Source organism: Streptomyces sp. MB09-01 (genome assembly GCF_033794505.1).
Classification (GTDB): domain Bacteria; phylum Actinomycetota; class Actinomycetes; order Streptomycetales; family Streptomycetaceae; genus Streptomyces.
This window is the reverse complement of record NZ_JARAYQ010000042.1, coordinates 1-12652: the sequence shown is the minus strand read 5'-3', so window position 1 is coordinate 12652 and position 12652 is coordinate 1. Positions and strand designations below refer to the sequence as shown.

Genomic DNA, 12652 nt, shown 5'->3' with positions numbered 1-12652 from the left:
TCTTTTCTTTCCGGCCGTTCGGACGGCCCCGGCCGCTTTCCGTGATCTTTTCCGGAACTCGATGTTCACCGCGCCGGGAAACATCGGGGGCGGAGGTGTGCTGGTGGGAGCGGTGCACCGGCCTGCCGGAGCCGGTCGGGCGAATAGCGGAATGCTCCCCTCCTAATAACTCTGCGTCGACAAATAAGGTAACCCTTAGTGATGGAGGCCACCAGGAGTGGCGTCCGTCACGGCTTGTCGGGGCTCGACTAATTACGCAACAATGGCGTTGTGAAATACGGCGAACGGCAGATCGAGACCCCCCAGGGGGAGCTCGCCACCGGGGAGCGGTCAACCCGCAACCGAGTGGCGCGCTCGATCCTGGACCACGGTCCGTCCACCGTCGCCGACCTCGCCCAGCGCCTCGGCCTCACCCAGGCCGCCGTCCGCCGCCACCTCGACACGCTCGTCACCGACGACGTGGTCGAACCCCGTGAGCAGCGTGTGTACGGTGCGCGCGCCCGGGGTCGGCCCGCCAAGGTCTTCGCGCTCACCGACTGCGGCCGCGACGCCTTCGACCAGTCCTACGACACCCTCGCCGCTGACGCCCTGCGCTGGATCGCGCAGTCGGTCGGCGGGGGCGAGCAGGGCGAGGCGGCCGTCGCCGCCTTCGCCAGGGCGCGGATGGAGACGCAGGCGCGGAGCTACCGGGAAGCCGTCGAGGCGGCCGCCCCCGGGGACCGCGCGGAGGCCCTGGCCAAGGCGTTGACCGCGGACGGGTACGCTGCTACGGCGAAGAGCGCTCCCGGTCCGCACAGCGGTGAACAGCTCTGTCAGCACCACTGCCCGGTCGCCCACGTGGCCGAGCAGTTCCCGCAGCTCTGCGAGGCGGAGACCGAGGTCTTCTCACGCCTGCTCGGGACGCATGTGCAGCGCCTCGCCACCATCGCCCACGGCGACGGAGTGTGCACCACGTTCATTCCGCGCAGCGCGAGCACCACACAGACCGACACATCAGTATCTGCAAGTACGGCCGGGAGGAACCCCGCATGACCACGGAGACTGCTCACCCTGAGCTCGATGGCCTGGGCACCTACGAATACGGCTGGGCCGACTCCGACGCGGCCGGCGCCGCTGCCAAGCGGGGTCTGTCCGAGGATGTCGTCCGCGACATCTCGGCGAAGAAGTCCGAGCCCGAGTGGATGCTGAAGCTCCGCCTCAAGGGCCTCAAGCTGTTCGACAAGAAGCCCATGCCGAACTGGGGCTCCGACCTCTCCGGCATCGACTTCGACAACATCAAGTACTTCGTGCGTTCGACCGAGAAGCAGGCCGCTTCGTGGGAGGACCTGCCGGAGGACATCAAGAACACGTACGACAAGCTCGGCATCCCGGAGGCGGAGAAGCAGCGCCTCGTCGCCGGTGTCGCGGCCCAGTACGAATCCGAGGTCGTCTACCACCAGATCCGCGAGGACCTGGAGGAGCAGGGCGTCATCTTCCTCGACACGGACACCGCGCTCAAGGAGCACCCGGAGCTCTTCCAGGAGTACTTCGGCACGGTCATCCCGGTCGGCGACAACAAGTTCGCCTCGCTGAACACCGCCGTGTGGTCCGGCGGGTCGTTCATCTACGTCCCCAAGGGCGTCAAGGTCGACATCCCGCTCCAGGCCTACTTCCGTATCAACACGGAGAACATGGGCCAGTTCGAGCGGACGCTGATCATCGTCGACGAGGATGCCTACGTCCACTACGTCGAGGGCTGCACGGCCCCGATCTACTCCTCGGACTCGCTGCACAGCGCCGTCGTCGAGATCATCGTCAAGAAGGGCGGCCGCTGCCGCTACACGACGATCCAGAACTGGTCGAACAACGTCTACAACCTGGTCACCAAGCGCGCCGTGGCGTACGAGGGCGCGACCATGGAGTGGATCGACGGCAACATCGGTTCCAAGGTCACCATGAAGTACCCGGCCGTCTACCTGATGGGCGAGCACGCCAAGGGCGAGACCCTCTCCATCGCCTTCGCGGGCGAGGGCCAGCACCAGGACGCCGGCTCCAAGATGGTCCACATGGCGCCGAACACCTCCTCGAACATCGTCTCCAAGTCGGTGGCCCGGGGCGGCGGCCGCACCTCGTACCGAGGCCTGGTCGAGATCGGCGAGGGTGCCCACGGCTCGAAGTCCAACGTGCTGTGCGACGCGCTCCTCGTCGACACCATCTCCCGCTCGGACACGTACCCGTACGTGGACGTCCGCGAGGACGACGTCTCCATGGGCCACGAGGCCACCGTCTCCAAGGTCTCCGACGACCAGCTCTTCTACCTGATGAGCCGCGGTCTGACGGAGTTCGAGGCGATGGCCATGATCGTGCGCGGCTTCGTCGAGCCCATCGCGCGTGAGTTGCCCATGGAGTACGCCCTGGAGCTGAACCGGCTGATCGAGCTGCAGATGGAGGGTTCGGTCGGTTAGTCCCGGCCGCCCGAGTCCCGCAGACATTCTTTGACGTAGGAAGAGAGCACGAAGACAGCCATGGCTGAGGCTCAGAACATTCCGGCGGGTTCGACCACCGCCGGCGCGATCGCGGTGGCCGCCGAGTCCACCGTCGCCACCCGGATGAGTGCCCCCCCGTCCTTCGACGTGGCGGACTTCCCCGTGCCGCACGGCCGCGAGGAGGAGTGGCGCTTCACTCCGCTGGCCCGCCTGCGTGGTCTCCACGACGGCACCGCGGTCGCCGACGGCGCCATCAAGGCCCAGATCGACGCGCCCGAGGGCGTCACGGTGGAGTCGGTGGAGCGCGGCGACGCGCGCATCGGCAAGGCCGGCACCCCGGTGGACCGGATCGCCGCCCAGGCGTTCTCGTCCTTCGCCAAGGCCACGGTCGTCACCGTGCCCAAGGAGGCCGTCCTGACCGAGCCGGTGCGCCTCACGCTGCACGGCGAGGGCGGCACCACCTTCGGGCACACCGTCTTCGACGTGCAGGCCTTCGCCGAGGCCGTCATCGTCATCGACCACACCGGTGACGCCGTGCGCGCCGCCAACGTCGACTTCCTGGTCGGCGACGGCGCCAAGCTCACGGTCGTCTCCGTGCAGGACTGGGACGACACCGCCGTCCACTGCTCGCAGCACAACGCGCTGGTCGGCCGCGACGCGACCTTCAAGTCGATCGTGGTCACCTTCGGCGGCGACGTCGTCCGCATCCACCCGCGCGTCAGCTACGCCGGCCCCGGCGGCGAGGCCGAGCTCTTCGGCCTGTACTTCACGGACGCCGGCCAGCACCAGGAGCACCGCCTCCTGGTGCAGCACGACGCGCCGCACTGCAAGTCGAACGTCGTCTACAAGGGCGCGCTCCAGGGCCAGGACGCCCACGCGGTCTGGATCGGCGACGTGCTCATCGAGAAGACCGCCGAGGGCACCGACACCTACGAGATGAACCGCAACCTGGTCCTCACGGACGGTGCGCGGGTCGACTCGGTGCCGAACCTGGAGATCGAGACCGGAGAGATCGTCGGCGCCGGCCACGCCTCGGCGACCGGCCGCTTCGACGACGAGCAGCTCTTCTACCTGCAGGCCCGCGGCATCCCGGCCGACGAGGCCCGCCGCCTGGTCGTCCGCGGCTTCTTCGCCGAGCTCGTCCAGCAGATCGGTGTCCCGGACATCGAGGAGCGTCTGCTCTCGAAGATCGAGACCGAGCTCCAGGGTTCCGTCTGATGAATTACGTCAAGGCCTGCACGCTGAGCGAGCTGGAGGAGAACACCCCGAAGCGGGTGGAACTCGACGGCACGCCGGTGTCCATCGTCTCCACCGATGGGGAGGTGTTCGCGATCAACGACATCTGCTCGCACGCGAACGTCTCGCTCTCGGAGGGCGAGGTCGAGGACTGCATGATCGAGTGCTGGCTGCACGGGTCGGCCTTCGACCTGCGCACCGGCAAGCCCTCCGGTCTGCCCGCGACGCGCCCCGTACCCGTATACCCCGTAAAGATCGAAGGGGACGACGTGCTCGTCTCCCTCACCCAGGAGTCCTGAGGTATCCATGGCAACGCTTGAAATCCACGACCTGCACGTCTCCGTCGAGGCCGAGAACGGCGCCCGCGAGATCCTCAAGGGCGTCGACCTCACCGTCAAGCAGGGTGAGACGCACGCCATCATGGGTCCGAACGGCTCCGGCAAGTCCACCCTGGCGTACTCGCTCGCCGGTCACCCGAAGTACACCATCACCGGTGGCACCGTGACCCTCGACGGTGAGGACGTCCTGGAGATGTCCGTCGACGAGCGTGCGCGCGCCGGCCTCTTCCTCGCCATGCAGTACCCGGTCGAGGTCCCCGGCGTCTCGGTCTCCAACTTCCTGCGCACCTCGGCCACCGCAATCCGCGGCGAGGCCCCGAAGCTGCGCACCTGGGTGAAGGAGGTCAAGTCCGCGATGGAGCAGCTCTCCATGGACCCGGCCTTCGCCGACCGCAACGTGAACGAGGGCTTCTCCGGCGGTGAGAAGAAGCGCCACGAGATCCTGCAGCTGGAGCTTCTGAAGCCGAAGATCGCGATCCTCGACGAGACCGACTCCGGCCTCGACGTCGACGCGCTGCGGATCGTCTCGGAGGGCGTCAACCGCGTCCGCGAGACCGGCGAGGTCGGCACCCTGCTGATCACCCACTACACGCGCATCCTGCGCTACATCAAGCCCGACTTCGTGCACGTGTTCGCGAACGGCCGCATCGCCGAGTCCGGTGGCGCCGAGCTCGCCGACCAGCTGGAGGCCGAGGGTTACGACAAGTACGTGAAGGGTGGCGCGACCGCGTGACACAGCTGCCTGGCCTCCTCGACATCGAGGCGATCCGCAAGGACTTCCCCCTGCTGGATCGTGTGGTCCACGACGGGAAGAAGATCGTTTACCTGGACAACGCGGCGACCTCGCAGAAGCCGCGCCAGGTGCTCGATGCGCTGAACGAGTACTACGAGCAGCACAACGCCAACGTCCACCGTGGCGTGCACGTGCTCGCCGAGGAGGCCACGGCGCTGTACGAGGGCGCTCGCGACAAGGTCGCCGCCTTCATCAACGCGCCGAGCCGCGACGAGGTGATCTTCACCAAGAACGCCTCGGAGTCGCTCAACCTGGTCGCGAACATGCTCGGCTGGGCGGACGAGCCCTACCGGGTCGACCGCGAGACCGAGATCGCCATCACGGAGATGGAGCACCACTCCAACATCGTGCCGTGGCAGCTGCTCTCGCAGCGCACCGGCGCGAAGCTGAAGTGGTTCGGCCTCACCGACGACGGCCGGCTCGACCTGTCCAACATCGAAGAGGTCATCACGGAGAAGACGAAGATCGTCTCCTTCACGCTGGTCTCCAACATCATGGGCACGGTCAACCCCGTCGAGGCGATCGTCCGGCGCGCCCAGGACGTCGGCGCCCTGGTGCTGATCGACGCCTCCCAGGCCGCTCCGCACATGCCGCTGGACGTGCAGGCGCTCGGCGCCGACTTCGTGGCCTTCACCGGCCACAAGATGTGCGGCCCGACCGGCATCGGCGTGCTCTGGGGCCGCCAGGAGCTGCTGGAGGACCTGCCCCCGTTCCTCGGCGGCGGCGAGATGATCGAGACCGTGTCGATGCACGCCTCGACGTACGCCCCGGCGCCCCACAAGTTCGAGGCCGGTACGCCCCCGATCGCCCAGGCCGTCGGCCTCGGTGCGGCCGTGGACTACCTGTCTGCGATCGGCATGGACAGGATCGCCGCGCACGAGCACGCGATCACCGAGTACGCGATCAAGCGCCTCGCCGAGGTGCCGGACCTGCGGATCATCGGCCCCACCACGGCCGAGGACCGCGGCGCCGCGATCTCCTTCGTCCTCGGCGACATCCACCCGCACGACGTCGGTCAGGTGCTGGACGAGCAGGGCATCGCGGTCCGCGTGGGACACCACTGCGCGCGCCCCGTCTGCCTGCGCTACGGAATTCCGGCGACGACGCGAGCGTCTTTCTATCTGTACTCCTCTCCGGCCGAGGTCGACGCGCTGGTCGACGGGCTGGAGCACGTACGGAACTTCTTCGGGTGACGACGAGTCGACGACGATGAGGCTGACGAGGACGCTGTGAAGCTGGATTCGATGTACCAGGAACTGATCCTGGACCACTACAAGCACCCGCACGGGCGTGGCCTGCGCGACGGCGACGCCGAGGTGCACCACGTCAACCCGACGTGCGGCGACGAGATCACGCTGCGCGTGAAGTACGACGGCGAGACGCTGACCGACGTCTCGTACGAGGGCCAGGGCTGCTCCATCAGCCAGGCCAGCGCGTCCGTACTCAATGAGCTGCTGGTCGGCAAGGAACTGGCCGAGGCGCAGAAGATCCAGGCTGTCTTCCTGGAGATGATGCAGTCCAAGGGCAAGATCGAGCCGGACGAGGCCATGGAGGACGTGCTGGAGGACGCGGTCGCGTTCGTCGGCGTCTCCAAGTACCCGGCTCGCGTGAAGTGTGCTCTGCTGAGTTGGATGGCGTGGAAGGACGCGACCGCCCAGGCTCTGGGCGACGCGGAGAGGAAGACGGCATGACCGAGAACGCGACGCCCGAGGCGTCGATCAAGCCGGCCACCGAGGAAGAGGTCCGCGAGGCCCTCTACGACGTGGTCGACCCCGAGCTGGGCATCGACGTCGTCAATCTGGGCCTGATCTACGGCATCCACATCGACGACGCGAACATCGCCACCCTGGACATGACGCTGACCTCGGCGGCCTGCCCGCTGACGGACGTCATCGAGGACCAGGCGAAGTCGGCGACGGACGGCATCGTCAACGAACTCCGGATCAACTGGGTCTGGATGCCGCCGTGGGGCCCGGACAAGATCACGGACGACGGTCGTGAGCAGCTCCGCGCGCTCGGCTTCAACGTCTGATCACCGCCGCTCGCACAGGAGGGCCCCCGGCACGGTCGTGCCGGGGGCCCTCGCTGTTCGCTGGGAGGCCGGCGTGGACGTCCCGGACCTGACGGCCGCGGGAGCCCGGGTGCAGCTGATCACCGACAGCGGGTCCGCGGACCTCTACGGGGACGGCACCGAGGCCAAGGACCTGACGCACGCCGAGTGGAAGAAGGCGCGGGCGGCCTGGTTCACGCTGAACCCGTGACCAGGGGCTCCGCCGTGAGCGACCCGGCGACGTGCTCGCGCCGGAGCCGCCGGTCGGCGTAGAGCAGACCGACGGTCACCTGGGGGAAGGTCAGCAGCAGGGCCGGCGCGAGCAGGACGCCCGGGGCACCGAACCAGTGCAGGAGGGCGTACGCGGCCCCCAGCGCGAGCGCGCCGGCCGGAGCCGTGACGCACAGCGTCCGCCACCAGCCGCCGCGCACGAGGCGGGCCGAGCGGCGCAGGGCCGCCACGGGGCCGAGTCCCTCGTACCCGGCGGCCGTGGGCGCCAGCGCGAACAGCACGGCGAGCCACAGGGCGACGGGGGCCAGGGGGAGCAGCGCGAGCGGCGGCAGCCCGGCGGCGAACGCGGCGGCGCCCGGTCCGGCGGCCGCGAGCAGGGACAGCAGCCGGGCGCCCAGCACCGCCGGGGTCCGGGGCAGGGCCGCGCGGAGCAGCTCGCGCGCCGCCACGCGCCGCCCGAGCACGGCCGGCCGGAGCAGGGCCGCGGCCAGGGCGCCGGCCAGGGCCCAGCTGAACAGCAGGAACAGGGCGACGGCCGGGAACAGGGCGTAGACGAAGGCCCGGCTGCCGGCGGTACGGGTCACGGAGGCGAGGGTGGCCGCCCCGGCGACGGCGGCGACCAGCAGCAGCCCGCCGAGCTGGCCGAGGAGCAGGGCGCCGAGCAGTCGGCCGCCGTACCGGCGCAGGGTGGCGAGGGCGCCGCCGAGGATCTCCTGCGCTGCGAGCGGGCGCAGGGGTACCACCCCCGGCCGTGGAGAGCGCGGGGGCAGCCAGCCGCCGCCCTGATGGGTCCCATGCTGCGCCATGCCCGGGCCGCCCCTTCCTCCCCAGGAGGCGGACAGGGTAGCGCCGCGGACCGCAGGAGTCCCGGGTCGTGCGGCGGATCGCCTCTGTGTACAGGTGTACGCATCGATGTGTACTCTTGTACACATGCCCTACGCACTGCTCGCCGCGGCCATCGCCGCCGAGGTCGCCGGAACCACCGCCATGAAGTACAGCGACGGCTTCACGAAGCTGTGGCCCTCGCTGGGCACCCTGCTGGGGTACGTCATCGCCTTCACCCTCCTCGCGCAGACGCTGAAGTCGATGTCGGTCGGCACGGCCTACGCCATATGGGCCGGCGTCGGCACGGCCGCCATTGCCGCCATCGGCATCGTGTTCATGGGGGAGGCGGCCACCGCCGCCAAGATCGCCGGGATCGCCCTGGTCATCGGCGGGGTGGTCCTGCTGAACCTCGGCGGAGCGCACTGATGCCCTCCGGCGTGCGGCGCTACGACCCGGACCGGCGGCAGCGGATCATCGACGCGGCGATCCGGGTGGTGGACGCCAAGGGCATCGCGGGGCTGAGCCACCGCAGCGCGGCCGCGGAGGCCGACGTACCGCTCGGGTCGACGACCTACCACTTCAAGACCCTCGACGATCTGCTGGTCGCGGCCCTGCGCCAGGCCAACGAGGGCTTCGCCCGGGCGATGGCCGACTCTCCGACGCTGGCCGATCCCGACGCGGACCTCGCAGGGGCCCTGGCCCGTCTGCTGGGGGAGTTCCTGGCGGCGGACCGGGGCCGGGTCGAGCTGGAGTACGAGCTCTACCTCGCGGCCCTGCGCCGCCCGGCGCTGCGGCCGGTGGCGGCGCAGTGGTGCGAGGCCGCAGCCGCCGAACTGGCCTCGCGAACGGATCCGGTGACGGCGCGGGCGCTGGTGGCGGTCATGGACGGCATCGGCCTGCAGGTCCTGCTGACGGACGCCGCGTACGACGAGGCGTACGCCCGCGAGGTCCTGGGGCGGGTGCTCCGCCGGACCTAGGCCCGCCCGGGGCGTCCGGTCCGGGTGGCCTCCCGTCAGGCGGCGCCCCGGACCGTCGCCAGCGCCGCGGCCACGCTCGCCTCGATGTCCCGGATCGGGTAGATCACCTCGCGGACCGTGCGGTCGCGGTCCACGACCAGGGTGAGCCGCTTGATCCGCGTCACGCCCGCCGCCCGGAATGTCGGCAGCCGCAGCGCCGCCGTCAGCGCCAGGTCCGCGTCCGAGAGGAGCGGGAACCGCAGCCGCTCCTGCTCCGCGAACTCCCGCTGCTCGTCCGGGCGCTGGGCCGACACCCCGTGCACGGTGGCGCCCGCCGCGGTGAACTCCGCGAGCTGGTCGCGGTACGTGCACGACTCGAACGTGCAGCCCTTGGCACCCGGAATGCCGGCCCAGCCGGGCGGATAGGACTCGGCGCGCGCGTACGCGCCGGGGAAGCAGTACAGGACCGTGAACGGGGTGTCCGCCACCGGGTCGCTCAGCCCGCCGAAACGGTCCGGCAGCAGCAGCTCCGGCACCCGCGTGCCGCGCAGCGCGTGCACCCGTTCCGCCTCCCGCGAGGCCTCGTCGGTCGTCGCCGTCATCTCTCCCTCTCCCAGGACCCAGGTGTCTCCCCAGTCCTGGAGGGCCACCAGGACCGGCAGCAGCCCCCGCCCGCGCGGGGTCAGCCGGTACTCGTGCCGCACCGGGCGCTCCTGGTACGGCACGCGCGTCAGCACCCCGGCCTCGACGAGCATCTTCAGCCGCTCCGTCAGCACCTTGCGGGACATCCCCAGCTCGCGCTGGAGCTCGTCGAAGCGGTGCAGGCCGCGTGCGGTGTCCCGCACGATCAGCAGCGTCCACCAGTCGCCCACCACGTCGAGGGCCTGGGCGATGGCGCAGTCCGCGTCGCCGAGGTGTGTGCGCTGGGCCATGGGAGCTCCTTTGTCCGTTGACCCGAGGTTGTCATGCTGACATAGTCAGTTCCCAAAAGGAACTCACCCGGGGGGCGGGCGTGCTGCAAGGGTTCAAAGAGGTGCCGAGAGCGGTCTGGATGCTCTCGCCGGGCGTTTTCGTCAACGCCGTGTCCAGCCTGACCTTCGTCTTCGTGTTCGTGTACCTGACCGGCCCGCGCGGCCTCTCCGTCACCGAGGCCGGCCTGGTCACCGGAGTCGGCGGCATCGGCCTGATCGCGGGCAACTTCACCGGCGGCGGGTACGGAGACCGCTACGGCCACCGCCGCGTCCTGCTCATCGCCTCGTTCCTCGCCGGCGGTGGCCTCGTCCTCCTGCCGACCATGCCGACCGGCGCGCTCTACGCCGTCCTGCCGCTCGCCCAGTACGCCCTCGGGGCGATCCGGTCCGCCAACGCGGCCCTCGTCGCGGTGATCGTCCCGGAAGGGGCGCGCCGCCAGGCCTTCGCCGTCGTCCGCTGCGTCTCCAACGGCGGCTTCACCCTCGGCCCGCCGGTCGGCGCGCTGATCGCGACCGGCCTCTCCTACGACTGGCTCTTCGTCGCCGACGGCGTCGGCACCCTCTTCTTCGCGCTGTGGACCGCCCGGGTCGTCCCGGCGCGCAGCGTGGCACCCACCCCCGCCGCGGCCCCGGACGGGGGTCTGGGCCGCGGCGTATGGGGGGAGCTCCGGGCCAGGCCCGCCGTCCTCGTCCTGCTCGGCGCGATCCTGGTGGTCGACGTCATCTACCGCCAGCAGTACTCGACCTTCCCCGTCTACCTCGCCGACCACGGCCTCGACACCGGTGCCTACGGCCTGATCATCGCCCTCAACGGCGCCGTGATCCTCCTCCTCGAACTGCCGGCCGCCGTCGCCCTGCGCGCCCGCCCGCCGCTGCGCGTCGTCGGCGTCGGACTCCTGCTCGTCGGCGCCGGGTACGGGGCGCTGCTGCTCGGGACCGGGATCGCGGCCGCCGTCGCGATGATGGTGCTGCTGAGCCTCGGCGAGATCCTCTACAAGACCCCCGCCACCGCCTACGTCGCCGACCAGGCGCCCGCACACGCCATCGGGCTGTACCAGAGCCTGTACGCCGGGGTGTCGGCCAGCGGCGTCGTGCTCGGCCCGCCGCTCGGCGGAGCGCTGTACTCCGCCGCGCCCGGGCTGCTGTGGCCGCTGTGCGTGGTGCTGGCGGCGGGGGCCGGAGCGGCGGTCCTGTGGGCCCACGCCAGGCAGCAACGGCATGCGCCGCGACCGGCGCGACCGGCACATGAGACCGGTTCGCAACCGAAGGCCGTCGCCGGTTAGGTTTCGGATATGACTGCTACGCGTACCACCGGCGCCGTCGCCGCCGGACTTGCCACCCTCACCGCCGACGGCACCGTCCTCGACACCTGGTTCCCCGCCCCCGAGCTGGTCGCCGAGCCCGGCCCGGCCGGCACCGAGCGCCTCACCGCAGAGCAGGCCGTGGAGCTCCTCGGCGCCGCCGCGGCCAAGGCGATCCGTACGGACGCGGTCCGCGGAGTCGAGGTCGTAGCCGTCCGTACGGTGATCGCCTCCCTGGAGGACAAGCCGCTCGACGCGCACGACGCGTACCTGCGCCTGCACCTGCTCAGCCACCGCCTGGTCAAGCCGCACGGCCAGAACCTCGACGGCGTCTTCGGCCTGCTCGCCAACGTCGCCTGGACCTCGCTCGGCCCGGTCGCGATCGACCAGGTCGAGACCGTCCGCCTCAACGCGCGCGCCGAGGGCCTGCACCTCCAGGTCACCTCGATCGACAAGTTCCCGCGGATGACCGACTACGTCGCCCCCAAGGGCGTGCGCATCGCCGACGCGGACCGTGTCCGCCTCGGCGCGCACCTCGCCGAGGGCACCACCGTCATGCACGAGGGCTTCGTCAACTTCAACGCCGGCACCCTCGGCACCTCCATGGTCGAGGGCCGCATCTCCGCGGGCGTCGTGGTCGGCGACGGCTCCGACATCGGCGGCGGCGCCTCCACCATGGGCACCCTCTCGGGCGGCGGCAAGCAGATCATCTCGATCGGCGAGCGCACCCTGATCGGCGCCGAGGCAGGCGTCGGCATCGCGCTGGGCGACGAGTGCGTCGTCGAGGCCGGCCTGTACGTGACCGCGGGCACCCGCGTCACCCTGCCGGACGGCCAGATCGTCAAGGCCCTGGAGCTCTCCGGCGCCAACAACATCCTCTTCCGCCGCAACTCGGTCACCGGCGCCGTCGAGGCCCGCCCGTACAAGGCGGCCTGGGGCGGCCTGAACGAGGTCCTGCACAGCCACAACTGACGCCCGGCTGCCCTGACCTGCGGCTGAGCAACCGACCCTCGCGCGCTGACCTACGGCTGAGCTGTCGCGACGCCAGCGGCCACAAGCTTGAAAACCCGTCGTGGCGCGAGTCGCCGTGGGTTCAATCCCACGCCCACCGCAGGTGAACGGCCCCTGACCAGGAGACATGGTCAGGGGCCGTTTGGTGTGTGGCGCCGTCTATCACTGCTGACACCCTTCGGTTCCCCGCCGCGACGGGCACGCATGGGGCACGAAGACTCAGCGCTTCTGTGCCCCGTACCGCTTGAGGAGAGCGGTGATCTTCGCGTGGTCGGCAGCACCGTTCAGCTCAACCAGGAGATCATCGGGGCAGAGCTCGTAGTGGTCGCCCCACCACTGAACCAGTTCCGCGGCTACGTGGGGGCTGTCGAAGAGCAGAACCCGGGCTCCTGCCAGAGCGCTCGGCGGCGTAGCGGCTGCTACTCGGTCGCGACTGAGTACGTGCGCTCTGGTCGGGGGTGGGGCCGGAGGGGAG

Annotated in this window: 15 protein-coding genes and 1 pseudogene; 13 read left to right on the top strand and 3 right to left on the bottom strand. The window is 70.3% G+C overall.

Annotated features, from left to right (window positions below; translation table 11 throughout):
- Nucleotides 1-270: 270 nt before the first annotated feature.
- The 9 genes from PV721_RS12045 (at nucleotide 271) to PV721_RS12005 (ending at nucleotide 7093) form a co-directional block, all read left to right on the top strand.
- Nucleotides 271-1032, top strand: a complete 762-nt coding sequence (locus PV721_RS12045; RefSeq protein WP_319723184.1) for a helix-turn-helix transcriptional regulator — start codon at nucleotides 271-273, stop codon at nucleotides 1030-1032.
- The gene (gene sufB / locus PV721_RS12040) at nucleotides 1029-2444 is read left to right on the top strand and encodes a Fe-S cluster assembly protein SufB (RefSeq protein WP_214930288.1); all 1416 of its coding nucleotides are present in this window, start codon (nucleotides 1029-1031) and stop codon (nucleotides 2442-2444) included. The genes PV721_RS12045 and sufB overlap by 4 nt, the downstream gene beginning before the upstream one ends.
- Nucleotides 2445-2504: 60 nt before the next feature.
- Complete coding sequence (gene sufD, locus PV721_RS12035; RefSeq protein ID WP_319723181.1) at nucleotides 2505-3683, top strand: Fe-S cluster assembly protein SufD; 1179 nt, start codon at nucleotides 2505-2507, stop codon at nucleotides 3681-3683.
- A complete protein-coding gene (locus PV721_RS12030; protein ID WP_319723179.1) occupies nucleotides 3683-4000 on the top strand; it encodes a bifunctional 3-phenylpropionate/cinnamic acid dioxygenase ferredoxin subunit in 318 nt (105 codons plus the stop codon). The genes sufD and PV721_RS12030 overlap by 1 nt, the downstream gene beginning before the upstream one ends.
- Nucleotides 4001-4007: 7 nt before the next feature.
- On the top strand, nucleotides 4008-4772 hold the full coding sequence (sufC, locus tag PV721_RS12025) for a Fe-S cluster assembly ATPase SufC (protein WP_319723177.1): 765 nt from the start codon (nucleotides 4008-4010) through the stop codon (nucleotides 4770-4772).
- Complete coding sequence (locus PV721_RS12020) at nucleotides 4769-6025, top strand: cysteine desulfurase (RefSeq protein WP_319723176.1); 1257 nt, start codon at nucleotides 4769-4771, stop codon at nucleotides 6023-6025. The genes sufC and PV721_RS12020 overlap by 4 nt, the downstream gene beginning before the upstream one ends.
- Nucleotides 6026-6061: 36 nt before the next feature.
- On the top strand, nucleotides 6062-6523 hold the full coding sequence (gene sufU, locus PV721_RS12015; protein WP_319723175.1) for a Fe-S cluster assembly sulfur transfer protein SufU: 462 nt from the start codon (nucleotides 6062-6064) through the stop codon (nucleotides 6521-6523).
- Nucleotides 6520-6864: a metal-sulfur cluster assembly factor gene (locus tag PV721_RS12010; RefSeq protein ID WP_030388904.1), complete on the top strand. Its 345-nt coding sequence runs from the start codon at nucleotides 6520-6522 to the stop codon at nucleotides 6862-6864. The genes sufU and PV721_RS12010 overlap by 4 nt, the downstream gene beginning before the upstream one ends.
- A 73-nt stretch (nucleotides 6865-6937) precedes the next feature.
- The gene (locus PV721_RS12005; protein ID WP_319723232.1) at nucleotides 6938-7093 is read left to right on the top strand and encodes a hypothetical protein; all 156 of its coding nucleotides are present in this window, start codon (nucleotides 6938-6940) and stop codon (nucleotides 7091-7093) included.
- Here PV721_RS12005 and PV721_RS12000 read toward each other — a convergent pair.
- Nucleotides 7077-7919 carry a hypothetical protein gene (locus PV721_RS12000; RefSeq protein ID WP_319723172.1) on the bottom strand — a complete coding sequence of 281 codons (843 nt, stop codon included), beginning with the start codon at nucleotides 7917-7919 and terminating at the stop codon, nucleotides 7077-7079. The two genes, PV721_RS12005 and PV721_RS12000, sit on opposite strands and share 17 nt — an antisense overlap.
- 124 nt (nucleotides 7920-8043) lie before the next feature.
- On the opposite strand from PV721_RS12000, the gene PV721_RS11995 reads away from it, so the two are divergent.
- Together PV721_RS11995 and PV721_RS11990 are read left to right on the top strand one after the other, a co-directional pair.
- Complete coding sequence (locus PV721_RS11995) at nucleotides 8044-8364, top strand: multidrug efflux SMR transporter (protein ID WP_319723170.1); 321 nt, start codon at nucleotides 8044-8046, stop codon at nucleotides 8362-8364.
- Nucleotides 8364-8915, top strand: a complete 552-nt coding sequence (locus PV721_RS11990; protein WP_319723168.1) for a TetR family transcriptional regulator — start codon at nucleotides 8364-8366, stop codon at nucleotides 8913-8915. Before PV721_RS11995 ends, PV721_RS11990 begins: the two co-directional genes overlap by 1 nt.
- A gap of 35 nt (nucleotides 8916-8950) precedes the next feature.
- Here PV721_RS11990 and PV721_RS11985 read toward each other — a convergent pair whose 3' ends face one another.
- Nucleotides 8951-9826 carry a winged helix-turn-helix transcriptional regulator gene (locus PV721_RS11985; protein WP_319723166.1) on the bottom strand — a complete coding sequence of 292 codons (876 nt, stop codon included), beginning with the start codon at nucleotides 9824-9826 and terminating at the stop codon, nucleotides 8951-8953.
- Nucleotides 9827-9945: 119 nt separating this feature from the next.
- Between PV721_RS11985 and PV721_RS11980 the strand changes: the two genes are divergently transcribed.
- Both PV721_RS11980 and dapD read left to right on the top strand, forming a co-directional pair.
- Nucleotides 9946-11148, top strand: a complete 1203-nt coding sequence (locus tag PV721_RS11980; RefSeq protein WP_319723221.1) for an MFS transporter — start codon at nucleotides 9946-9948, stop codon at nucleotides 11146-11148.
- Nucleotides 11149-11157: 9 nt separating this feature from the next.
- Nucleotides 11158-12138 carry a 2,3,4,5-tetrahydropyridine-2,6-dicarboxylate N-succinyltransferase gene (gene dapD / locus PV721_RS11975; protein WP_319723165.1) on the top strand — a complete coding sequence of 327 codons (981 nt, stop codon included), beginning with the start codon at nucleotides 11158-11160 and terminating at the stop codon, nucleotides 12136-12138.
- Between the two features lie 258 nt (nucleotides 12139-12396).
- Here the strand turns inward: dapD and PV721_RS11970 are convergent.
- Nucleotides 12397-12652, bottom strand: a pseudogene (locus PV721_RS11970) (hypothetical protein); the annotation flags it as partial.